Origin of the sequence: Terrabacter sp. NPDC000476 (genome assembly GCF_040300125.1) — a bacterium.
Classification (GTDB): domain Bacteria; phylum Actinomycetota; class Actinomycetes; order Actinomycetales; family Dermatophilaceae; genus Terrabacter.
The window spans coordinates 396,201-417,469 of record NZ_JBEPDF010000001.1; the positions used below are offsets into that span (position 1 = coordinate 396,201).

Consider the following 21,269-nt stretch of genomic DNA (forward strand, 5'->3'; position numbering starts at 1 on the left):
CGGTCTCAGGACAGCGAGGCGGTGTACGCCGCGGCGTCCATGAGGGCGTCGACCGAGGAGGCGTCGGCGAGGCGCAGCTCGAACATCCAGCCCTCGCCGTAGGGGTCGGAGTTGATCAGCTCGGGCGAGCCGTCGAGGGCCGCGTTCGTGGCGGTGACCTCACCGGCGAGGGGCGCGTAGACGTCGCTGACCGACTTCGTCGACTCGACCTCGCCGCACGAGTCGCCGGGGGCCAGCGTGTCGCCGACCGCGGGCAGCGAGACGTAGACGACGTCGCCGAGGGCGTCCTGGGCGAAGGACGTGATGCCGATGCGGACCACGCCGTCCTCACCGACGCGGACCCACTCGTGGTCGCTCGTGTAGCGCAGGTCGGAGGGGTAGTCCAGGTCGCTCATGTCGCTCCTTCGTCGGTGGACGACCCGCTCGGGGGGTCGCGGTGGCTGCGGTGGCTTCGCGTCGCCGGTGCCGACGTCGATGCGTCGGCACCCGAGAGCATGCCATGCCCCTGCCGTCCGCGCAGGAAGTGGTGGCCCGTGTCGTGTCGCGTGTCCCGGCACCGTGGCCGGGAGCGCTCACTCGACCGGCTTCGCGTGCGTCATCGGGGCGGGTCGGTGCGTCGAGGTGATCTCGATGCGGTCGAGCTCGGTGACGGTCGCGTTCGCGCCCTTCTGGCGCACCGACTCGACGATGCCGCCGGGGATCGTCATGGCCGAGGCGAGCGTCTTCGAGTCGCCGATGACGCGGATGACGATGGGCCGCGTGATCGGCACGCCGTCGACGAGGATGCCGCCGTCGCGCGCGCCGACGAACGTCGAGGCGACGACCCGCACGCCGCCGACGTCGATCGCCTCGGCCCCGGCGTCGCGCAGCTCCTGGATGATGTCGAGCACGAGCGGGGCGTCGACCTGCTGGTCGGGGTCGCTGATCCGCAGCGTGATGCCCGGCCCGGTCGTCGCGACCGTGCCGGCGAGGATGCCGAGGGTGTCGACGCGCTTCTCGGCCTGCGCGAGCGCCTCGCCGGCGGTGCCCGTGCCGCTCTTGAGCCGGTCGCGCGTCACCTCGAGCTCGCGCACCTGCTGGTCGAGGCGCGAGGACCGGCTGGAGATGTCGTCGAGCACCCGGACGAGGTCGCTCTGGCTCAGCTGGTCGAGGCCGCGCTCGTTCGTCAGCTGCACCTGGGCGGCGATGCCGGCCCCCAGCAGGACCGCGAGCACGCCGCCCAGGACGTTGGCCCGGGTGGCGCGCGGGCTGCTCATCCGGCGCAGGCGGGTCCAGGCGGCCCTGCCCTCGACCGACACGCCGCTCTTCGCGGCGAGCGGCCGCGCACCGGTGCCCGTGGGGTTCGGCGCGCTCGCCGGGACGTCGGTCGGCTCCTGCGGTCGCTGCCGGTCGTGCTGGTCGTGCTGGTCGTCGGCGCCCACGGTCACGCCCTGAAGAGGTGCCGGCGGATCGAGGCCACGTTGGAGAAGATCCGCACGCCGAGCACGACGACGACGCCGGTCGAGAGCTGCGAGCCGACGCCGAGCTGGTCGCCGAGGAAGACGATGAACGCGGCGACGACGACGTTGGACAGGAACGAGACGACGAAGACCTTGTCGTTGAAGATGCCGTCGAGGATCGCGCGGATCGCGCCGAAGACCGCGTCGAGGGCGGCGATGACGGCGATCGGCAGGTAGGGCTGGAGCCAGATCGGCACCGACGGGTCGAGGAAGAGGCCGACGGCGAGCCCGGCCAGGAGCCCGAGCAGGGGGATCACGGCGCGCCCTCCTCGCCGGTGGCCGAGCTGCCCGGTGAGCGGGTGGCGGTGTCCGACGGGCCGGAGACGCCCGACGTGCCGGAGGCCGCTCGACCGGACGGGAGCGGGGCGGTGCTCGTGGCCGACCCGCTCGCTGGCGCGAGCGGGCGCGCCACCTCGAGCCGGGCCGCGGCGTCGCCGGGGACGGTGAGGGTGTCGCTCGAGGCGAAGATCGACCTGATCTTGAACTCCTGGGTCAGCTGGGAGAGGTAGACGCCCGCGAAGGAGGGCTCGAAGAGCTGTTGCATCGTCTGGGGGTCGCCGAGGGCGGTGATGACGTAGGGCCGCGACAGGGGGCGGAAGTCGACGACGATGGCCTGGCCGGCGAAGCGGATGGCGGCGGTCGCGCTGAGCCGGTGCCCGTTGATCGAGATGGCCTCCGCCCCGGCGCCCCAGAGCCCGTTGACGACGATCTGCAGGTCGGCCGAGGTGACGCGCCCCTGCTCGAAGCCGCTGCTCGGCCGGTTGCCGGCATCGGCGTCGGCGACCGCGGAGGCCGCGTCGTCGACCGTCAGCGTCAGGCCCGGCCCGCGCAGCGGCACCGCCGCGGCGTCGACCTCGAGCTGCTTGATCTGCCCGCTGAGGTCGCCGCCCCCGGCCTGCTGCAGCTCGAGGGCCTCGTAGTCGCGCACCTGCCGGCCGAGCACGGCGGCCTTGGCCTCCTGCTCGGTGCTGTGCGCCTGGAGGGCCTCGATGCGGTTGACGAGGGTCTGCTTGGCCGCGGCCGCGGCCGTCGGCTTGGGCCGCAGCGACTGCGCGGCCACGGCGAAGAGGAAGCCGACGAGCACCGCGAGCACGACGACGACGACCGACCGCGTCGAGGTGGCGCGGGGCAGGCCCTGCGCCGCGCGCCGGTCGGCCGCCTCCTGGTAGCCGGGGTCGAGCGGGCGCTCCATCATCGTCGTCAGCAGCGTCATCGACGCGTCGGGTCGACGACCCTCCCGGCCACCGGCGCCACCGCGACCGTCAGCGCCGTCGATCATGTCGTCGCCACCCGCGGTGGACCGCCACGCAGCACGAGGCGGGCGTGGACGGCATACAGGATCGCGGCGAGCCAGTAGAGCGCGACGCCCCACCACGCGAAGCCCCAGCCGACGGGGCGGGCGAGGTGGCCGAGCCAGTCGTCCCGGTGCGCGAGCAGCAGCAGCGGGAAGGCGTAGAGCAGGTTGAAGGTCGCGGCCTTGCCGACGAAGTGCACCGGCAGGCCGAGCTGGCCGCGGGTGCGCAGGAAGGCGAGCATGACGACCATGACCGCCTCGCGGGCGAGCAGCACGACGACGAGCCAGACGGGGATGAGGTCGCGCCAGACGAGGCCGAAGAGCGTCGCCAGGATGTAGAGGCGGTCGGCGATCGGGTCGAGGAACCCGCCGAGGCGGCTCTCCATGTCGAAGGCGCGCGCGATCTTGCCGTCGAGGTAGTCGGTGACCCCCGAGACGAGCAGCAGGAGCAGGGCGAGGCCGTCGCGCTCGGAGAGGATGGCCCAGAGGAACACCGGCATGCCGAGCAGGCGCAGCACCGACAGTGCGTTGGGGATCGTCACCCACCGCTCCGACACGACGTGCTCGCGCTCCCCCACCGTCTGCTCGTCCACGGCGGCCAGCCTAACGGGAGGGCGCGAGGGCGCAGGCGCACGCCGCGCATCGATCCGGACACGGGACCCTGCCGGCCGGCGACGGCTCGCTCTGACACACTCGGGGCCATGCCCGGCGGACACGGACACGGACACGCGCACCCGAGACCCGAGGGGCAGGACCCGGTCCGGGTCGGCGCCGTCGCCCGCACGGCGCTCACCGTGCTGCTCGTGCTCGCGGCGGCCACGACGGTCTTCGGCCTCGTGCGCTACTGGCCCGACGGCTCCGCCGCCACGACGCGCGTGGGCACGACCGACTTCGCGGCTCCCGGTGTCACGTTCCCGCTCGGCCAGGTGCAGGAGGTGCTGCCGGCGTGCGCGGACGGACAGGAGGGGGCCGACGGCTCCGACCCCGACGCGCCCACCTGCGGCGCGCTCGTCGTCCGGCTCGAGGCGTCGCCGGGTGGGGGCGGCGACGCGCCCACCGTGTCGGTCCCCGTGTCGCCCGTCGTCACGGGGTCCGGCCTGCGCGCGGGCGACACCGTGCAGCTGCTGCGCACCCCGCCGGCCGGCGGCCAGGCCGAGACGTATGCCTTCATGCAGGTCGAGCGCGGCGCTCCGCTCGCGTGGATGCTCGCCCTCTTCCTCGTCGTCGTGGCCGTCGTGGCGCGGTGGCGGGGCCTGCTCGCCCTCGTCGGCCTCGGCGTCGGCGGGCTCGTCGTCGTGAAGTTCATGCTGCCGGCGCTCCTCAAGGGGCAGTCCGGCCTGCTCGTCGCCCTCGTCGGCTCGTCGGCGATCATGTTCGTCGTCCTCTACCTCGCCCACGGCCTGTCGGTGCGCACGAGCACCGCGCTCGCGGGCACGCTCCTCGGTGTCGGAGTGACCGCCGTGCTCGGGATCGTCGCCGTCGACGGCGCACGCCTGAGCGGGGTGGGCGACGACGAGGGCGCCGCGCTCGCCTCGGTGGCCACCTCGCTCGACCCGCGCGAGCTGCTCACCTGCGCCATCATCGTGGCCGGCCTCGGCGTGCTCAACGACGTGACCATCACCCAGTCGTCGGCCGTGTGGGAGCTGCGGGCGGCCGCGCCCTCGATGGGCCGGCGGGCGCTCTTCCGTTCGGGCATGCGCATCGGCCGCGACCACATCGCCTCGACGATCTACACCATCGTCTTCGCGTATGCCGGTGCCGCCCTGCCGGTGCTGCTGCTCATCTTCCTCTACGACCGGCCGCTGCTCGACATGCTGCAGACGGAGTCGCTGTCGGAGGAGATCGTGCGCACCCTCGCGAGCGCCATCGGGCTCGTGCTCGCCGTGCCGGCGACGACGGCCGTCGCGGCGCTCACCGTCGGGGCCGCCGACCCCGCGGCGCCGGTCGGGGCGGCCGCTCCGGCGCCGGAGGACGACACCCGAGCGGCTCGTCGGATGCGGCGCGAGGCCGCCGGGTCGTAGGCCCCTTCAACCATCTCCCAGCCGACACTAGGCTCACGCCCATGAACCGTGTGACGACCCTCGAGGCGTACCAGGACGACCGGGGGAACCGCATCGAGTTCGACGGGCACGTGGACAAGCCCGTGCGCATCAAGTTCCGTGGGTCGCGCAACGTGCTGCGCGTCACGGGCCCGGTCAACATCGCCGACCTGGGCATCGACTTCGACTGCGACGACGGCCTCGTCGAGATCGGTCCCAGTCGTGGCGTGCCGGCCCTGCGGGCCGCGATCCGCGTCGGTGACGGCTGCGTGGTCCGCATCGGGCGCAACGTCTCGATGACGACGACGGCGGCGATGTCGACGGCGGAGGGCTCCTCCATCACCATCGGCGACGACGTCATGATCGCCTCGGACATCCAGATCCGCGCAGACGACGGGCACCCCATCTTCGACGTGCGCACGGGCCGTCGCGCCAACCCCGCCCGGTCGATCGTCATCGGCAACCACGTGTGGCTCGGGCTCGGGTCGTGCGTGCTCGGAGGAGCGACGATCGGTGACGGCACGGTCGTCGGCATGCGGGCGATCGTCACCCGGTCGCTCCCCAACAACGTCATCGCCGCCGGGGCCCCGGCCAAGGTCGTCAAGCGCGACGTCGCCTGGGAGCGTCCGCACCTGACCCTCGACCCGCCGTTCCGCAAGCCCACCGCGGCGTCTGTGCGCAAGAGCGAGTACTGGGCGCTGACGGACGACGAGCAGAGCCGGCCGTCACGCGGGCGGCAGCTGTATGCCGGTGCCCGGCGTCGGGTGCGCCGCGGCCTGAAGCGGGTGCGGCGCCGGCTGCGCACCTGACCGCCCGCTCGCCCGCCGGGCCCGCCCGGCGTGGCGGCCCGGCAGGCGCGGTGGGTCGGCGAGCGCGGTGGGTCAGCGCGCCGCGTAGCGGCGGCGCGCGAGGGTGAGCCCGGCGAGCGAGACGACGGCCACCGCCATGTAGTAGACGCTGGGCGCGTTGAGCGAGCCGGTCAGGTCGATGAGCCAGGTGAGCACGAGGGGCGCGATGCCACCCATCACCGTCACGCCGATGTTGTAGGCGGCCGAGACACCCGTCGCGCGCACGTCGCTCGGGAAGAGCGTCGTCAGCAGCGCCGGCAGCGGACCGAAGTAGAACGCCATGATGAGGCCGAGCACGCCGATCGACAGGACGAGCACCGGCACGGTCGGCGAGGCGATGACCACCGCGAAGAGCGGCCACGCGAGCACGAACGCGCCGACGGCGGCCCAGAGCATCACCGTGGCGGGGCCCACCCGGTCGGCGAGACGACCCACGAGCGGCACACCGACCATGGTGACGACGCCGGCGACGACGCCGCCGAGGTACGCGGCGCTCGCGGGCACGCCGAGGTTCTTCACGGCATACGTCGGCATGAAGAGGATGAGGTAGACCGAGATGGTCGCGACGCCCACGCAGGCGGCGCCCGTCAGCACGCGGCCGAGGTGCGTCGTGAAGGTGGCGCGGACGGGCGCCCGGTGCGGGGTGCTCTCGGTGAACTCCTTGGTCTCGGAGAGGCGCGCGCGGATGTAGAGGCCGACCGGGCCGATGAGGCAGCCGAGGGCGAACGGGATGCGCCAGCCCCACGAGTAGAGGTCGGCGCGGGAGAGCTGGGTGAAGAGCACGTAGCCGAACGCCGACGCGAGGAGCATCGAGATGCCCTGGCTCGCGACCTGCCACGAGGCGTAGTAGGCCTTGCGGTGCGGGGCGGTCTCGACGAGGAAGGTCGTGGCCGAGCCGAACTCACCGCCGGCGGAGAAGCCCTGCACGAGCCGGGAGACGACGATGATGATCCCGGCCCACCCGCCGATCATCGCGTGCGTCGGCGCCGCGGCCATGAGCACGGTGCCCACCATCATGAGCAGCAGCGTCAGCGTGAGCGCCTTCTTGCGACCGTGGCGGTCGCCGTAGCCGCCGATGAACATGCCGCCGAGCGGACGCGCGAGGTAGGAGATGGCGAACGTCGCGAAGGTGAGGATGAGGCTCATCGCGCCGTTGCCCTCGGGGAAGAAGTTCTCGGCGATGACGATCGCGAAGGAGGCGTAGACGATGATGTCGAACCACTCGAGGGCGGCGCCGATCGAGCTGCTGAGGACGGCCTTGCGCGCCTCGGCGAGGCGCTCGGGGGTCACCTCGGTGGGGACGTCGGTGAGGGTCATGGTCTTCCTTCGGTGGGCGGTGGTCGGTGGGTGCGGGCGCGGTGGTGGGTGGGTTCAGGCGCCGAGGCGGGCCAGGAGCGAGCCGAGCAGGTCGTCGCATCGGCGGATCTGGTCGAGCTCGACGAACTCGTCGGGCGCGTGGGCCTGGGCGATGTCGCCGGGGCCGCAGACGACGGTGGGGATGCCGGCGCGCTGGAAGAGGCCGGCCTCGGTGCCGTAGGCCACCTTCTCGTCGCTGGCCACGGCCCCGAGGCCCTCGACGAAGGAGATGACGTCCTCGTCGTCGGCCGTCTCGAGGCCCGGGGCCTGGGCGCCGATGGTGACCTCGACGCGGGCGGCGGGGTTCTCCTCGCGCATCGCCGCCTCGATGCGGCGGGCCTCGGCCCGGAACTCCTCGACGGTCGCGTCGACGTCGACGGCGCCGACCGCGCGGAACTCGAAGGTCACGGTGCACTCCGCGGGCACCGTGTTGACGGCGATGCCGCCCTCGATCTGGTTGACGGTGGCGGTCGTGAACGGCACGTCGTAGTGCTCGTCGAACGGGCCCTCGAGACGGAACCGGTCGGCGGCCGCGCGGACGAACGCGACGAGGCGGGACGCATACTCGATCGCGTTGACGCCGTGGGGCGTGCGCGAGGAGTGGGCGGCGACGCCGTGGAACGCGACCCGCACGAGGGTGAGGGCCTTGTGACCGCGGATCACCCGCATGCTCGTCGGTTCCCCCACGATGCAGGCGCGAGGCCGGAGGTCGCGGCGCACGATCTCGTCGACGAGCGACACGGCTCCGACGCAACCGACCTCCTCGTCGTAGGAGAGCGCGAGGTGGACCGGCTCGCGCAGGTCGGTGGCGGCGAGCTGCGGCAGGGCGGTGAGCACCGACCCGATGAACGCCTTCATGTCGCACGTGCCCCGGCCGTAGAGCCGGCCGTCGCGCACCTGCGGGGCGAAGGGCTCGCTCGACCACTCCTGGCCGTCGACGGGCACGACGTCGGTGTGCCCCGACAGCACGATGCCGCCGGTGACCGAGCCGTCCGCGGCGGGGAAGGTCGCGAGCAGGTTGGCCTTGGCGCCGGTCTCGTCGTGCACGAGCACGGGCTCGATGCCGTGGCCGCGCAGCTCGTCCGAGACGAGCTCGATGAGCGGCAGGTTGCTCTCCCTGCTCGTCGTGTCGAGCTCGACGAGCCTGGTGGTCCAGGCGAGCCCGGCGGGATCGGTCGTCCCGGCGAGGTCGGTCGGGGTGGTCTGGTCGGCGTCTCGGGTGCTCGCGAGCGACATGCGTGTCTCCGTGGGTCGGGTCGTGCGCGTCGGCGGTTGTCGTGCCGGCGCCAGGCAGCGAGGATGTCAGCCATGCCACGTCGACACGCACCCACGCAGGATCACGCGACGCGTGGTGAGATCGTGCAGGATTCCGTCACCGGGACCGACGAGCTCGACCTGGCCGTCGTCAACTGCCTCCAGCTCCAGCCCAGGGCGCCGTGGACGCTCGTGGGCGCCGCGCTGGGCGTCGACCCGGTCACCGTGGCGCGGCGCTGGCAGCGCCTGTCCGACGCCGGCATCGCCTGGGTCGCGGGGCGTGCGAGCGGGCAGGGCCGGCCCGAGTCGTGCCTCGCGGTCGTCGAGCTGTCGTGCAGCGCGGGCGAGACGCTCGCCATCGCCGAGCGCGTGACCGAGCTGCCGCACGTGCTCAGCGTGGAGCACACGAGCGGCCCGCGGTCGCTCACGATCCTCGTGGAGGTGCGCGACCTCGCCTTCCTCTCGCGCTTCCTGCTCGAGTCGGTCGGGCCGGTGCCCGGGGTCGTGGCGACGAGCAGCCACGCGGTGACGAAGATCTACTCGATGGGCGACCACTGGCAGCTGCACGTCCTCGACCCGGCGCAGCGCGCGGTGATGCTGCGCGGCACGCCGCCGCGGGTCGACGGCCTCACGTCCGACCAGGCGGACCTCGCCCGCCCGTACGACGAGGTGGACCGCCAGGTCGTGCTCCTGCTCGGTGAGGACGGCCGTATGCCGGTCGCCACCATCGCCGCGCGCGCGGGGCTGAGCGAGAGCACCGTGCGCCGCCGGCTCGCCAACCTCGTCGGCACCGGGCGCGTGGTGCTGCGTTGCGACATGGCCCTGCCCGACTCGGGCTGGCCGATCATCAGCTGGCTGTGGGCGCACGCCGACGCCGGCGACATCGACGCCATCGCCACGACGCTGGGACGCCTGCCGGGGATCAGGGTCTGCTGGCGCATCTCGGGCGGCCACTCCAACCTCATGCTCGCCCTGACCGCCCACTCCCTGCACGAGCTCTCGATCGTCGAGGCGCGCCTCGCCGACGAGGTGCCGCGGATGACGATCAACGACCGGTCCATGGTGCTGCGCTCGATCAAGCGGATGGGCCGGGCCCTCGACCTCGACGGGCGCAGCGTGCGCGCGGTGCCGCTCGACATCTGGGCCGACCCCGTGGCGTGGCGAGCGCCGACGCGCTGACGCGGCGGCGCGGTCATGGCCGAGTCCCCGTCGCCGCTCCCCTGTCGCGGCACCGACGGTCGTGGCACGGACGTCCCGGTCGTGCCTGTGTCAACCTTGTCGAGGACGGACGCGCGAGAGCGAGGGGTGAGCATGGCCCAGTGGGACTTCTCGGCCGACGTCGACCGCCTCCTCCGATCGGTCGAGACCGGGCAGGCGCCGCGGTCGATGTCGCAGATGGTCCATGCGACCCGGGCCGTCGTGCGGTCGGACGGGTCCGACCCGGCCCGGTTGCAGGCGTGGCTGGTCGCCAACGCCGAGGCACTCGTCGGCCAGCAGCTTCTCGCTGCCTCCGTCCATGCCCAGCCGGCGCCGCTCACCGACCTGCCGCGGGTCCTCCACGAGTGGACCGCGCGCGCCGACGACCCCAGTGCTGCGGCCGCGGTCGACTGGCTCAAGGAGGAGCACCCGGCGTTGCTGCGGGCCCGGTTGCTGGCTCGTGTGGAGGACCTCATCGCCGCGGAGATGGCCGCGGACCGCGACGCACGCACCTCGTAGGACCGCCGGCGGGCAGCGAGGCCGGCCACGACAGCGGGCGCCGCAGCACGCACGGTCACATCGTCCCCGGAATTCACCGGGGCGGCTCGCCGTGATCGAATGAGGGACAACGAGACGTGGTCAGCGAGCCACACCTGGAGAGAGGGTCCCGATGAGCGGAAACGCGACGTACCGACACACGCAGGCCGCGGTGCTGTCCATCTGCGCTGTCGATGCCCCCGTGGTGGTGACCTCGGAGGAGATGGACCAGCGGCTGGGCACCACCTACGACCGGGTGGGCCTCAAGCCAGGCATGCTCGCCCGGCTGGCCGGCATCCACGAGCGGCGGTGGTGGCCCGAGGGCGTCAGCTTCACCGAAGGTGCGGCGACCGCCGGTGCCAAGGCCCTCGCGGAGGCCGGCGTCGACCCCTCCCGGGTCGGCCTCATGGTCAACACGAGCGTCTCGCGCGAGCACCTCGAGCCGTCCATGGCGGTGCAGATCCACCACGCGCTCGGCATGCCGACGTCGTGCCTCAACTTCGACCTCGCCAACGCGTGCCTCGGCTTCGTCAACGGCATGCAGCTCGCCGCCACGATGATCGACTCCGGGCAGATCGACTACGCCCTCGTCGTCAACGGCGAGAGCTCGCGGCACACCCAGGAGGTGACCCTCGACCGCCTCGCCGGCGAGGACGCCACGGCCGAGGACGTGCTGTCGCAGTTCGCGACCCTGACCCTCGGCTCCGGCGCCGCCGCCATAGTGCTCGGCCGGGCCGACGCCCACCCGCAGGGCCACCGCATCGTCGGCGGCATCTCCCGCGCGGGCACCGAGCACCACGACCTCTGCGTCGGCGACCTCGAGTGGATGCGCACCGACACGCGAGGTCTGCTCGAGGCCGGCATCGCCCTGTCCCGCGCCGCGTGGGAGGAGGCCCGTGCCGAGTTCGACTGGGCGAGCATGGACCGCTACATCGCGCACCAGATCTCGCAGGTCCACGTGCGGGCCATGTGCGAGGCGCTGGACATCCCGCCGGAGCGCCTCCCCCTGACCTTCCCGACGCGGGGGAACATGGGGCCGGCCGCCGTCGCGTTCACGCTGGCGATGGAGGCGGACTCGCTCGTCGCCGGTGACCGCGTGCTGATGATGGGCGTCGGCTCGGGGCTCAACGTGTCGTGCCTCGAGATCGCCTGGTGACACCTCCGGCAGCGACCCCGGCCGCGGAGTGGCCGGGGGTCGATCCCGCGTGGTCTCGTCGGGTCGTCGCCCCCGACGCCGACGGCACGCCGCGCACCTGGCACCTGCTCGACAACGGCGCGGCCCCGGAGCGCGGCACCCTGCTCTGCGTGCACGGCAACCCCACGTGGAGCTACCTGTGGCGGCGCGTCATCGCGGCGGCGCCTCCCGGCTGGCGGGTCGTCGCCGTCGACCAGCTCGGCATGGGCTTCTCGGAGCGCACCGGTCCGCGCACGCTGGCCCAGCGCGTCGAGGACCTCACCAACCTGACCGAGGTGCTCGGGGTGAGCGGCCCCGTCGTCACGCTCGCCCACGACTGGGGCGGCCCCGTGTCGCTCGGGTGGGCGCTCGCGCACCGGGAGCAGCTCGAGGCCGTCGTGCTGACGAACACGGCCGTGCACCAGCCCCCGACCGCCGCCGCCCCGTCGCTCATCCGGATGGCCCGCACCGAGGGGATCCGTCAGGCCGTCTGCGTCGCGACCCCGGTCTTCGTCCGCGCCACCACCGCCCTGTCCCGCCCGCCGCTCCCCCGTGCGGTGCGCGACGCGTTCGCCGCGCCGTATGCCACCCCGGCCGCCCGGCGCGCCGTCGGCGACTTCGTGGCCGACATCCCGCTCGACCCGGCCCACCCGAGCGCGACGACGCTCGCTGCCGTCGCCGAGGGCGTCACCGGTCTCGACGTGCCGGCGCTGCTGCTGTGGGGTCCGCGAGACCCGGTGTTCTCGGACGTCTACCTCCGTGACCTCCGAGCCCGTATGCCGCACGCCGACGTGCACCAGTACGAGAAGGCGTCGCACCTCGTCATGGAGGACGCGCCCCAGCTTGCCGAGGACGTCTGGAAGTGGCTCGGGGAGACTGTGCCGCAACGGAACTCGTCCGATGAGGGGGTGCGTTCGCTGACGGAGGCGTCCCGGGGTCCGGTCGGTCCCGCCGAGCCCGGTGGTGGGGACGCCGGCGATGCCGCGACGCCGCTGTGGGCCGCGCTGTCCGCGCGACTCGGCGACGACGCCGCAGCGGTCGTCGAGCTCGGGGGCGCCGGTCGCCAGGTGTCCTTCGACCACCTCGAACGCACCGTGCGTGACCTCGCCGGTGGTCTGGTGGCCACCGGTGTGCGTCCCGGTGACCGGGTCGCGATCCTCGTCCCGCCGGGGGCCGACCTCACGGCTGCGGTTTACGCGTGCTGGCGAGCCGGCGCGTCGGTGGTCGTCGCCGATGCCGGGCTGGGGGTGGCCCGGATGGGTCGCGCCCTGCGGGGCGCCGCGCCCGACCACGTCATCGGCATCGCCAAGGGGCTGCTCCTCGCGCGAGCCATGCGGGTGCCCGGACGCCTCGTCGCGGCAGGGCCGCTCGACAGCGCCACCCGGCGCGCGCTCGGTGCTCCGCTCGGCCTCGCCGACCTCGCGCGCCTGGGGCACGGGCGACCGCTCCCCCCGACCCCGTCCGACGACGACGAGTGCGCCGTCCTCTTCACGTCCGGTGCGACGGGTCCGCCGAAGGGTGTCGTCTACCGCTACCGGCAGGTGCGGGCGCAGCTCGACGCGCTGCGCACGGCATACGGGCTCACGGGCGAGGACCGTCTCGTCGCGGCGTTCGCGCCCTTCGCGCTCTACGGCCCGGCGCTCGGGCTCGCGTCGTCGGTCCCCGACATGGACGTCACGGCGCCCGGCACCCTGACCGCGGTCGCCCTCGCGGATGCCGTGTCGGCCGTCGGTGGGACCGTCGTCTTCGCCTCCCCCGCGGCGCTGCGCAACGTCGTCGCGACCGCGCACCAGCTGATACCGCGGCACCGTACGGCGCTCGACGGCGTCCGACTGCTCATCTCGGCCGGCGCGCCGGTCCCCCTCGGGCTGCTCCGTGACGTGCAGGCCCTCGTGCGGCACGCCGAGCTGCACACGCCCTACGGGATGACCGAGGTGCTGCCGGTGACCGACGTGTCGCTGACCGAGCTCGAGGAGGTCGGCGAGGGCGAGGGCGTCTGTGTCGGAAGGCCGCTCCCCACCGTGACCGTCGGCATCAGCGCCTTCGACGACACCGGCGCCGTCGAGGCCGACCCGACCGAGCACGCCGGGACGGGCGGCGAGGTGCTCGTGCGGGCGTCGCACGTCAAGGACCGCTACGACCAGCTGTGGGCCACCGAGCGCGGCAGCAGCCGCACGTCGGGCTGGCACCGCACGGGCGACGTCGGCCACCTCGACGAGAACGGGCGCCTGTGGGTGGAGGGCCGACTCGTGCACGTGGTGCGCACGGCGGCGGGCCCCGTCACGCCGGTCGGGCCCGAGCAGCGGATCGAGCGCCACGACGGGGTGTCGATGGCCGCGGTCGTCGGCGTCGGACCCGTCGGCACGCAGCAGGTCGTCGCCGTCGTCGTGCCCACCACCGCGGTGCGGCCCGGGCTCGCCGGACCCGACCTGGCGGCGGAGGTCAGGGCGGCAGCCGGCGTGCCGGTGGCAGCCGTGCTCGTCGTGGGCGAGCTCCCGGTCGACATCCGCCACGCCTCGAAGATCGACCGGGCACGCGTGTCGCGGTGGGCCGCAAGGGTGCTCGCGGGCGGTCGGGTGGGAAGCCCGTGAAGGTCCTCGTCACCGGGGCGAGCGGCCTGCTCGGGCGCCTGACGGCCGAGGCCCTGGCGGCCCGAGGCGACGACGTGACCGTGCTGCAGCGCCGTCCGTCGGGGCTGCGCCTAAATGAGGTGCTCGGCGACGTCGCGGACCTCTCCGCCGTGGCAGAGGCCGTGCAGGGGCACGACGCCGTCGTGCACCTGGCCGCCAAGGTCGATGTCGTGGGGCGGTGGCGCGACTACGAGCGCGCGAACGTGCAGGGCACGACGAACGTCGTGCAGGCCTGTCGGGCCGCAGGCGTCAGACGGCTCGTGCACGTCTCGTCGCCGTCCGTGGCCCACACCGGGACGGCCATCGTCGGCGCGGGGGCCGACCCCGCTGACCCGCGCCGGGTCCGCGGGCACTACGCCCGCAGCAAGGCGATGGCCGAGCAGGTGGCGCTCGCGGCGAACGGGGGACGCCTGGCGGTCGTCGCCGTGCGCCCGCACCTCGTCTGGGGTCCGGGTGACACCCAGCTCATCGCCCGGATCGTCGAGCGAGCCCGCGACGGAAGGCTGCCCGTCGTCGGCTCCGGTGCGGCCCTGATCGACAGCACCTACGTGACGAACGCCGTCGATGCCCTCGTGGCGGCCCTGGACCGGTGCGAGTCGGCGCGCGGCGAGGCCCATGTCGTGAGCAACGGCGAGCCGCGCCCCGTCGGCGAGCTCATCGGCGACATCTGCCGCGCCTCGGGCGTCGCCGCGCCGACCCGCCACGTCCCCTATCCCGTCGCCGCGCTCGCGGGCGCCGCCGTCGACGGCATCTGGGCGGCGAGGATCGCCCTGCCCGCCCTGCCTCCCCCCAGCACGCCGCCGCTCACCCGCTTCCTCGCCGAGCAGCTCGCGACGGCGCACTGGTTCGACCAGCGCCGCACCCGGGCCGCCCTCGGGTGGACGCCACGCGTGACCCTCGCCGAGGGCCTCCTCGAGCTCGCGCGCGCCGCGGACGGTTCTGGGCGGACGGACGACCGCTGACCGATCGGGTGCTGGGTCGCGGGGCTGGCGGCGCCTCCGAGATGGGGAGGTGAGGCGCTGCCAGCGTCGCGCATCGCGAACGTCTGCCGGCGTCGGGGTGTGGGAGGGACAACCGGCAGCCCCCTGGAGTCCGCGACACGCGCGGACCGTCGCCATTCAATCGCCTCACGCGGTCGCTGTGAGTCGATTCCGTGAATTGCGCGGTCGAAGAATAAAAGTCACACCGCCCGACGCCCTCGCGGCATCGCAGGGTGACCGGCCCCGTCTTCCCTGCCACGGATCGAAGCGGTGCGGGTGACGGCTCAGGCGCGTTCCGGGGAGGGCCACGCGACTGTCAGCGACCGGCCGACGTCGACGCCACGCCACGTGCCGGACAGCGAGTCGAGGCGCTCGAACGCTCGCTGCAGGTCGGGATCGCTGAGGTCGGTCGGTGGAGGGTCCAGGTGGACAAAGTGACTCCCCGGTTCGTGGCCGCCGTGCCGCAGCCAGCGCGGGTACACCTGGGCTGCCAGGTCCTCGGACCGACCCATGTCGGTTCCGGTGGTCCTGTTGCGCCGCTCGACCTGGCGAGCCCAGGCCCTGGTGCGAAGCTCCTCGGTCGGGACGAAGGTCCCGGCGTTGCCGCCGGCAGCGAGCTGGCCGAAGATCCCGTCCCGCAGACCGAACTCGTCCTCGACCACCCAGTGCACCAGGTCATGGGGAATCAGGTCGGAGTAGCCGGGCGCCGGGTCCATGCGGAGGTCACCATGGAGACTGCGTAGGACGGCCACGGCATACCGGCGCTGCCCCGTACGCTCGAATCTCACCTGCATGCTGGTCACGGTAGCCACGCGTGGCGTCCACCTCGACCAGTTTTCGCGCCCGGCACGGGCTGGCTCCGCTCGTCCGACGGAGTCATGCCGGCCCCCGGTGGGCCCGGGCACTAGTCCCAGATCCACCCGAGAGTGGTGATGACGCCGATGCAGATCATCGCCACGAGCCACAGGGCGAACAAGAGCGCGCCGCCGCCGACGACGAGCGGCTGCCACCGTGACCCCGTTCGCTCGGACGAGGACGAGGCGTCCCCGCGCGTTCGCGGCCCCTCCCTGACCTCCGCCTCCAGGGTCCGCAGGTTGCCGGTCACCTGCCCGCGACGGATCGAGGCGGGGATGCTGCGCCAGCGTGCCTCCGCGTTGCCGTGACGTTCGTGCCAGGCCGCGACGGCTGCGCGAGCAGTCGGGTCGTCGCGGCCGGTGACGAACCACAGTGCGCCCGCCGCCGGCAGATCGGACATCGCCTGGTGGACCGTGGCGAGAAGGTCGAGGACCTCGACGTCCTGGCGGTCACGCAACAGGCCGTGCAGACGGTCGCGAGCCTTCCAGGCCCGGCCGCGCGCGAGGTCCCCACGTGCCCTGGAAAGCTGATCTGTCACGCGGCGATGTTGCCAGCAGCGGCGCACCGACTCAACGCGATTCCCGTCGTCCGTGGTGGGAACGTGGATCGCCTCGGCGGTGTCGATCGGCCTTCCGGACGATGCACCCGCGCGCGAATCCCGTCGCACGTCACCCGGCAGTCCCGTGTCGTGCCCGGCTCTGCCGGTGCTGCGCAGAGGGGTGGGAGAGTGGGCGCATGCGTGAGCTGCCGGTGACCCTCGGCCTGCCCCACCCGTGGACCGCGCGGGTCCCGGACGCCGACGACGCGTCGGCGGTGACCGCACTGCTCGCCGCGCACCAGCAGGCCGCCAAGGGGTCCTCGGGCGTCGACCCCGACGCCGTGCTCGGCCAGCTCGCCGGGATCGGGTCGTGGACGCGTCGACAGGCCCTCGTGCACGATCCCACGGGTGCCCTCGTCGCCTGGCTGTCGGTGCACGACCGTGCGGCCGGGCGGACCGTGCTCGAGGTGACGGTCGCGCCGACGCTCCCCCACGCGGATGCGACGGCCCTGGCGGCCGCCCTGTTCGCGTCGGGGCGTCGCTACGCCCTCGACATCGCCGCGATGCGTGGTCTGCGCTCGACGTTGCTCGACTCGGGCGCCTACGCCGACGACCCGCGCCAGCAGGCCTGGCTCACGGCTGCCGGGTACGAGTGCACGCGCACGTGGCTGCAGATGACCCGGCGGGTCGTGCCCGAGGAGGCCACGAGCCTGCCGGGCCCGCGCGAGGGCGTCACGGTGCGCCCGGTCGAGCAGCACGACGACGGACTGCCCGTGGCGGCCGACCTGCAGGCCGTGCACCGGGTGCTCGAGGAGTCGTTCCAGGACCACTTCAGCAGCTACCGCGAGAGCTTCCCCGAGTTCGTCATGCGCCTGCGCGAGGACCCCGGCCACCGCTGGGACCACTGGTGGCTCGCCACGGTGCAGACCGACGACGGCGAGCTGCCCGCGGGCGCGGTCGTGTCCACCGTGCTACCGCCCGACGCCGACGGCATCGAGGGCCAGTACGTCGACTACATCGGGGTGCACCGCCGGGCCCGCGGTCGCGGCGTGGCCAAGGCGCTGCTCCACCGGGTCGTCGCCGAGGCCGCCGGCCAGGGCCGCAACCGCGTCGGGCTCGAGGTGGACGCCGACTCGCCGACCGGTGCGGACGGTCTCTACGCGGCGATGGGGTGGGTCACCGACTACCGCACGCAGTCCTGGCACCAGCACCTCGAGGTGCCGGTGCCAGGACAGGAGACGCGGGGCACCTGACCACGTCGGCCGGGCCGCGCGAGGCCGGTCAGGACGTGAACCAGTCGTTCCTGCAGCCCGTGGTCGTCCGCATCTGCTGCGCCGGTGACCAGACCCAGTCACAGACCGTCATCCTGACGCTCACACCGTCGGCGATCCCACCCTCGGACACGCAGCCGTTGTAGACGATGTTGCCACCCCAGGCCCATCCACCGCCCTGGATCGAGGCATTCGCCCCGTCGCCGTCCCCGGTGGCCATGTCGCAGATGACGATCCGGTTGTTCGAGTCGTCGTACCAGCCGTATGCCTTCCCGGTCGCCGAGAACAAGGTGTGGTCTGCCGCCTGGGCCGGAGCGGCCATCGTCAGCACCGTCACGGACGCCGTGGCCGCGGCGACGGCGACGGAGGCGAGCTTCGAGGCATACTTCATGTGCTTCTCCCTGTGGTTGGTCGCAGGGGCAGGAGCGCCCCCGACGATGGCACGAATCGGTGCGAAACGCCCCTCTCGTTCGCGGGAAGCCGATCCGCTCAGGAAGTCGCGGCGCCGAGGGAGAGGGTGCCCGATCCGGGTTGGGTCCGGTGATCCGGCGCGAGTCCCTCGACAGATCGAGGGATCGAACCCGCATCGGGGGCTGGGAACGCAATGAGCCGGACCCACGTTCCGTGGATCCGGCTCATGCCGATGTCGTGCGACATCACTCGGTCGGGCTGACAGGATTTGAACCTGCGACCCCTTGACCCCCAGTCAAGTGCGCTACCAAGCTGCGCCACAGCCCGAGTGCCCCGCGGGGCGAAAGGAACATTAGCGCACCGGGTGCTGCTGGTCCCAATCGGCCCCCGCGACGGCCCTGCGACGGCCTTGCGACGGCCTTGCGACGGCCCCGGAAAGGCCCGCGCGTCAGCGCCGGCGCTTCTCGCGCACGCGCACCGAGACCTCGATCGGCGTGCCCTCGAAGCCGAACTGCTCGCGCAGGCGGCGCTCGATGAAGCGCCGGTAGCCGGCCTCGATGAAGCCCGACGCGAAGATGACGAAGCGCGGCGGACGGGTCGACGCCTGCGTGGCGAAGAGGATGCGCGGCTGCTTGCCGCCGCGGAGCGGGTGCGGGTGCGCCGCGACGATCTCGCCGAGGAAGGCGTTGAGGCGGGCCGTCGGCACGCGGGTGTCCCACGACTCCAGCGCCGTCTCGATGGCGGGCACGAGGCGGTCCATGTGGCGACCGGTGCGGGCCGAGATGTTCGCCCGGGGCGCCCACGGCACCTGCACGAGCTCCTTGTCGATCTCGCGCTCGAGGTAGTGGCGGCGCTCCTCGTCGAGGGTGTCCCACTTGTTGTAGGCGATGACGAGAGCGCGGCCGGCGTCGATGACCTGCTGCACGACGCGCACGTCCTGCTCGGCGATCGGCTGCTCGGCGTCGATGAGCACGACGGCCACCTCGGCCTTCTCGAGGGCCGTCTGGGTGCGCAGCGAGGCGTAGAAGTCCGCTCCGCGCGCCTGGTGGACCCGACGCCGGATGCCGGCCGTGTCGACGAAGCGCCATGTCTTGCCACCCAGCTCGATGAGCTCGTCGACGGGGTCGCGCGTGGTGCCCGCGACGTTGTCGACGACGACGCGCTCGCTGCCGGCGAGCTTGTTGAGCAGGCTCGACTTGCCGACGTTCGGGCGGCCGATGAGCGCGACGCGGCGCGGGCCGCCCTGGGCGTAGGCGCCGTGGGCGCTGACGTCCGGGAGCACCTCGAGCACGGCGTCGAGCGCGTCGCCGCTGCCGCGGCCGTGCAGCGCCGAGACGGGCCACGGCTGGCCGAGCCCGAGGCTCCACAGGGCGGCCGCGTCGGCCTCGCCGCGCTGGTCGTCGACCTTGTTGGCGACGAGCACGACCGGCTTGCCCGAGCGGCGCAGCAGCTTGACGACCGCCTCGTCGTCGTCCGTGGCCCCGACCGTGGCGTCGACGACGAACATCACGACGTCGGCGAGGTCGATGGCGATCTCGGCCTGCTCGGCCACGCGCAGGTGGATGCCCGTCGCGTCGGCCTCCCAGCCGCCGGTGTCGACGATGGTGAAGCGGCGCCCGCCCCACTCGGCCTCGTAGGACACGCGGTCGCGGGTCACACCGGGCACGTCCTCGACGACGGCCTCACGGCGGCGCAGGATGCGGTTGACCAGGCTCGACTTGCCGACGTTGGGGCGCCCGACCACGGCGAGGACCGGCAGCGGTCCCTGCTCGGTGGCGCCGGCGGCATACGGCCCCTCGGCGTCGAGCAGCGCCTGGTCCTCGGGGCTCAGCTCGAAGTCGTCGAGACCGGCCCGGAGCGCGCGCTCGACCGACACCTCGTCGGGGGCGTCGGCGGCGTCGGTCGGGTCGGCGGTCGAGATCGGAGCGCCCTCGTCGGTGGGGCGGGCGGTCTCGTCAGTCACGGTGTCCTCGAATCAGTGAACGTCTGTTGAAGGACCATTCTCCCACCGCGCGGAGCGTACGTGTGACGCGAGGGCGTCGCGCAGCTGCTCGCTCGCGAGCCGGAGCCGGTCACGGCCCGGCACACCGCTCGGAACGGTCAGCGTGAAGGGCTCACCGAAGACGACGTCGAGGGTGCTGCGGGGGCGCGGCCACGAGTCCGTGGACCCTCCCGGGGGCCGGGTGCCGCTCACGGCGACCGGCACGATGGTCGCGCCGGTGCGCAGGGCGATCCAGGCCGCGCCCTGGTTGACCTGCTCGACCTCGCCGGTGCCCCGGTTGCCCTCGGGGAAGATGCCGACCGCTCCCCCGCGCTCGAGCACGGCGGTCGCCGTGGCGAGGGCCGCCCGGTCGCCGACGGTGCGGTCGATCGGGATCTGTCCGACGGCGCGGATGAGCCAGCCGAAGAAGCCCGTGAAGGCCTCCTGCTTGACGAGGAAGTTGACGGGGCGCGGTGCCATCGAGAAGACGAACGGGCCGTCGAGGAAGGCGGCGTGGTTCGCGACGAGGATGACCGGACCGGTGCGGGGCACGCGCTCGACGTGCTGAGCCCGGCCGCGGTAGAGCGTGTGGAAGATCCCGATGCCGATCCATCGGCCGACGACGGCGCGCCGCGGGTGCGGCGCTCCGGTCTGCCCGGCGACGGTCATGCCCGCGCTGCCTCGACGACCTGGAGCACCGCCTCGACGGAGCCCTCGAAGTCGAGGTGCGAGGTGTCGATGGTCGTGACCCCGTCGGCCGCCACGGTGAACTGCGTCACGGCTGAGTCGGCCTTGTCGCGGTCGACGATCTGCGAGCGGGTGGCCGCCACGGAGTCGGCGTCGGCGGCGCCGTGCAGCTCCTTCGACCGCCGGGCGAGGCGGGCCTCCTCGGAGGCGGTGAGCAGCACGCGCACCGGCGCGTCCGGCGCGACGACGGTCGTGATGTCGCGGCCCTCGGCCACGACCCCACCGCGGGCCGCGCCGGCCTCCGAGATGAGCCGACGCTGCAGCACGCGGAGGATCTCGCGCACGGGGATGACGCCCGCGACGGCCGAGACGTTGGTCGAGATGAGCGTCTCACGGATGTCGGCCGCGACGTCGGTGCCGTCGACCTCCACGGTCGGCGCCTCCGGGTCGGTGCCGATCGTCAACGGGAAGCGCTGTGCGGCAGCGAGAACAGCGTCGGCGTCCGTCAGGTCGACACCCTCGTGGAGGCACCACCACGTGAGGGCGCGGTACATCGCGCCGGTGTCGAGGTAGCCGTAGCCGAGCGTGCTGGCCACGCGCCGGCTCACGCTCGACTTGCCGGAGCCCGAGGGGCCGTCCACTGCGATGACGAATCCGGACAGGTGCTCCTCGGCGGTCTCAGACATGGCGACGAGGATAGTGCCTCCCCCGCCGGCCG

Annotated in this window: 21 protein-coding genes and 1 tRNA gene; 8 read left to right on the top strand and 14 right to left on the bottom strand. The window is 73.3% G+C overall.

Going from position 1 to position 21,269, the window contains the following annotated elements; translation table 11 throughout:
- Window positions 1-5 precede the first annotated feature (5 nt).
- The 5 genes from gcvH to clsA form a co-directional block, all read right to left on the bottom strand.
- Entirely contained in the window at window positions 6-395 is a 390-nt protein-coding gene (gene gcvH / locus ABT295_RS01820) for a glycine cleavage system protein GcvH (RefSeq protein WP_352392716.1), read from the bottom strand.
- A gap of 177 nt (window positions 396-572) precedes the next feature.
- Window positions 573-1,421: a DUF881 domain-containing protein gene (locus tag ABT295_RS01825; RefSeq protein WP_352392717.1), complete on the bottom strand. Its 849-nt coding sequence runs from the start codon at window positions 1,419-1,421 to the stop codon at window positions 573-575.
- A gap of 2 nt (window positions 1,422-1,423) precedes the next feature.
- Window positions 1,424-1,756, bottom strand: coding sequence for a small basic family protein (locus tag ABT295_RS01830; protein ID WP_345508643.1), 333 nt, complete (start codon window positions 1,754-1,756; stop codon window positions 1,424-1,426).
- Window positions 1,753-2,778: a DUF881 domain-containing protein gene (locus ABT295_RS01835; protein ID WP_352392718.1), complete on the bottom strand. Its 1,026-nt coding sequence runs from the start codon at window positions 2,776-2,778 to the stop codon at window positions 1,753-1,755. Before ABT295_RS01835 ends, ABT295_RS01830 begins: the two co-directional genes overlap by 4 nt.
- The gene (clsA, locus tag ABT295_RS01840) at window positions 2,775-3,386 is read right to left on the bottom strand and encodes a cardiolipin synthase ClsA (RefSeq protein WP_352392719.1); all 612 of its coding nucleotides are present in this window, start codon (window positions 3,384-3,386) and stop codon (window positions 2,775-2,777) included. Before clsA ends, ABT295_RS01835 begins: the two co-directional genes overlap by 4 nt.
- A 108-nt stretch (window positions 3,387-3,494) precedes the next feature.
- Between clsA and ABT295_RS01845 the strand changes: the two genes are divergently transcribed.
- Both ABT295_RS01845 and ABT295_RS01850 read left to right on the top strand, forming a co-directional pair.
- Window positions 3,495-4,814 (top strand): YibE/F family protein, encoded by a 1,320-nt coding sequence (locus ABT295_RS01845; RefSeq protein WP_352392720.1) that lies wholly within the window; start codon window positions 3,495-3,497, stop codon window positions 4,812-4,814.
- A 41-nt stretch (window positions 4,815-4,855) separates the two neighbouring features.
- Complete coding sequence (locus ABT295_RS01850; protein WP_352392721.1) at window positions 4,856-5,641, top strand: acyltransferase; 786 nt, start codon at window positions 4,856-4,858, stop codon at window positions 5,639-5,641.
- A gap of 72 nt (window positions 5,642-5,713) precedes the next feature.
- Here ABT295_RS01850 and ABT295_RS01855 read toward each other — a convergent pair whose 3' ends face one another.
- Both ABT295_RS01855 and argE read right to left on the bottom strand, forming a co-directional pair.
- The gene (locus ABT295_RS01855) at window positions 5,714-6,997 is read right to left on the bottom strand and encodes an MFS transporter (protein ID WP_352392722.1); all 1,284 of its coding nucleotides are present in this window, start codon (window positions 6,995-6,997) and stop codon (window positions 5,714-5,716) included.
- Window positions 6,998-7,051: 54 nt separating this feature from the next.
- Window positions 7,052-8,272: an acetylornithine deacetylase gene (gene argE, locus ABT295_RS01860; RefSeq protein ID WP_352392723.1), complete on the bottom strand. Its 1,221-nt coding sequence runs from the start codon at window positions 8,270-8,272 to the stop codon at window positions 7,052-7,054.
- Window positions 8,273-8,344: 72 nt separating this feature from the next.
- Here argE and ABT295_RS01865 point away from each other — a divergent pair, with 72 nt between their 5' ends.
- The 5 genes from ABT295_RS01865 to ABT295_RS01885 all read left to right on the top strand — a co-directional run bounded on the left by ABT295_RS01865 (window position 8,345) and on the right by ABT295_RS01885 (window position 14,790).
- Window positions 8,345-9,469, top strand: coding sequence for an Lrp/AsnC family transcriptional regulator (locus tag ABT295_RS01865; protein ID WP_352392724.1), 1,125 nt, complete (start codon window positions 8,345-8,347; stop codon window positions 9,467-9,469).
- Window positions 9,470-9,601: 132 nt separating this feature from the next.
- Entirely contained in the window at window positions 9,602-10,006 is a 405-nt protein-coding gene (locus ABT295_RS01870) for a hypothetical protein (protein ID WP_352392725.1), read from the top strand.
- Between the two features lie 151 nt (window positions 10,007-10,157).
- Window positions 10,158-11,180, top strand: a complete 1,023-nt coding sequence (locus ABT295_RS01875; RefSeq protein ID WP_352392726.1) for a 3-oxoacyl-ACP synthase III — start codon at window positions 10,158-10,160, stop codon at window positions 11,178-11,180.
- On the top strand, window positions 11,177-13,789 hold the full coding sequence (locus tag ABT295_RS01880; protein WP_352392727.1) for an alpha/beta fold hydrolase: 2,613 nt from the start codon (window positions 11,177-11,179) through the stop codon (window positions 13,787-13,789). Before ABT295_RS01875 ends, ABT295_RS01880 begins: the two co-directional genes overlap by 4 nt.
- Window positions 13,786-14,790, top strand: a complete 1,005-nt coding sequence (locus ABT295_RS01885; protein WP_352392728.1) for an NAD-dependent epimerase/dehydratase family protein — start codon at window positions 13,786-13,788, stop codon at window positions 14,788-14,790. The genes ABT295_RS01880 and ABT295_RS01885 overlap by 4 nt, the downstream gene beginning before the upstream one ends.
- A 302-nt stretch (window positions 14,791-15,092) precedes the next feature.
- On the opposite strand, the gene ABT295_RS01890 is transcribed toward ABT295_RS01885, so the two are convergent.
- Entirely contained in the window at window positions 15,093-15,602 is a 510-nt protein-coding gene (locus tag ABT295_RS01890; RefSeq protein WP_352392729.1) for a hypothetical protein, read from the bottom strand.
- Window positions 15,603-15,712: 110 nt separating this feature from the next.
- Complete coding sequence (locus ABT295_RS01895; RefSeq protein WP_352392730.1) at window positions 15,713-16,330, bottom strand: DUF6584 family protein; 618 nt, start codon at window positions 16,328-16,330, stop codon at window positions 15,713-15,715.
- 68 nt (window positions 16,331-16,398) lie between these two features.
- Here ABT295_RS01895 and ABT295_RS01900 point away from each other — a divergent pair, with 68 nt between their 5' ends.
- On the top strand, window positions 16,399-17,454 hold the full coding sequence (locus ABT295_RS01900) for a GNAT family N-acetyltransferase (protein WP_352392731.1): 1,056 nt from the start codon (window positions 16,399-16,401) through the stop codon (window positions 17,452-17,454).
- A 28-nt stretch (window positions 17,455-17,482) separates the two neighbouring features.
- Here ABT295_RS01900 and ABT295_RS01905 read toward each other — a convergent pair whose 3' ends face one another.
- The 5 genes from ABT295_RS01905 to cmk all read right to left on the bottom strand — a co-directional run bounded on the left by ABT295_RS01905 (window position 17,483) and on the right by cmk (window position 21,237).
- Entirely contained in the window at window positions 17,483-17,863 is a 381-nt protein-coding gene (locus ABT295_RS01905; protein WP_352392732.1) for a hypothetical protein, read from the bottom strand.
- Between the two features lie 273 nt (window positions 17,864-18,136).
- A tRNA-Pro gene (locus tag ABT295_RS01910) sits at window positions 18,137-18,210 on the bottom strand.
- Between the two features lie 121 nt (window positions 18,211-18,331).
- Window positions 18,332-19,846 (bottom strand): ribosome biogenesis GTPase Der, encoded by a 1,515-nt coding sequence (gene der, locus ABT295_RS01915; protein WP_502991064.1) that lies wholly within the window; start codon window positions 19,844-19,846, stop codon window positions 18,332-18,334.
- Between the two features lie 12 nt (window positions 19,847-19,858).
- A complete protein-coding gene (locus ABT295_RS01920; RefSeq protein WP_352392733.1) occupies window positions 19,859-20,533 on the bottom strand; it encodes a lysophospholipid acyltransferase family protein in 675 nt (224 codons plus the stop codon).
- Window positions 20,530-21,237: a (d)CMP kinase gene (gene cmk / locus ABT295_RS01925; protein ID WP_352392734.1), complete on the bottom strand. Its 708-nt coding sequence runs from the start codon at window positions 21,235-21,237 to the stop codon at window positions 20,530-20,532. The genes ABT295_RS01920 and cmk overlap by 4 nt, the downstream gene beginning before the upstream one ends.
- Window positions 21,238-21,269 lie beyond the last annotated feature (32 nt).

What these genes read in the sequence shown, in the direction of transcription:
- gcvH (WP_352392716.1), bottom strand. Translation starts at nt 395, where the DNA reads ATGAGCGACCTGGACTACCCCTCCGACCTGCGCTACACGAGCGACCAC.
- ABT295_RS01835 (WP_352392718.1), bottom strand. Translation starts at nt 2,778, where the DNA reads ATGATCGACGGCGCTGACGGTCGCGGTGGCGCCGGTGGCCGGGAGGGT.
- ABT295_RS01845 (WP_352392720.1), top strand. Translation starts at nt 3,495, where the DNA reads ATGCCCGGCGGACACGGACACGGACACGCGCACCCGAGACCCGAGGGG.
- ABT295_RS01850 (WP_352392721.1), top strand. Translation starts at nt 4,856, where the DNA reads ATGAACCGTGTGACGACCCTCGAGGCGTACCAGGACGACCGGGGGAAC.
- ABT295_RS01855 (WP_352392722.1), bottom strand. Translation starts at nt 6,997, where the DNA reads ATGACCCTCACCGACGTCCCCACCGAGGTGACCCCCGAGCGCCTCGCC.
- argE (WP_352392723.1), bottom strand. Translation starts at nt 8,272, where the DNA reads ATGTCGCTCGCGAGCACCCGAGACGCCGACCAGACCACCCCGACCGAC.
- ABT295_RS01865 (WP_352392724.1), top strand. Translation starts at nt 8,345, where the DNA reads ATGCCACGTCGACACGCACCCACGCAGGATCACGCGACGCGTGGTGAG.
- ABT295_RS01870 (WP_352392725.1), top strand. Translation starts at nt 9,602, where the DNA reads ATGGCCCAGTGGGACTTCTCGGCCGACGTCGACCGCCTCCTCCGATCG.
- ABT295_RS01875 (WP_352392726.1), top strand. Translation starts at nt 10,158, where the DNA reads ATGAGCGGAAACGCGACGTACCGACACACGCAGGCCGCGGTGCTGTCC.
- ABT295_RS01890 (WP_352392729.1), bottom strand. Translation starts at nt 15,602, where the DNA reads ATGCAGGTGAGATTCGAGCGTACGGGGCAGCGCCGGTATGCCGTGGCC.
- ABT295_RS01900 (WP_352392731.1), top strand. Translation starts at nt 16,399, where the DNA reads ATGCGTGAGCTGCCGGTGACCCTCGGCCTGCCCCACCCGTGGACCGCG.
- ABT295_RS01905 (WP_352392732.1), bottom strand. Translation starts at nt 17,863, where the DNA reads ATGAAGTATGCCTCGAAGCTCGCCTCCGTCGCCGTCGCCGCGGCCACG.
- ABT295_RS01920 (WP_352392733.1), bottom strand. Translation starts at nt 20,533, where the DNA reads ATGACCGTCGCCGGGCAGACCGGAGCGCCGCACCCGCGGCGCGCCGTC.
- cmk (WP_352392734.1), bottom strand. Translation starts at nt 21,237, where the DNA reads ATGTCTGAGACCGCCGAGGAGCACCTGTCCGGATTCGTCATCGCAGTG.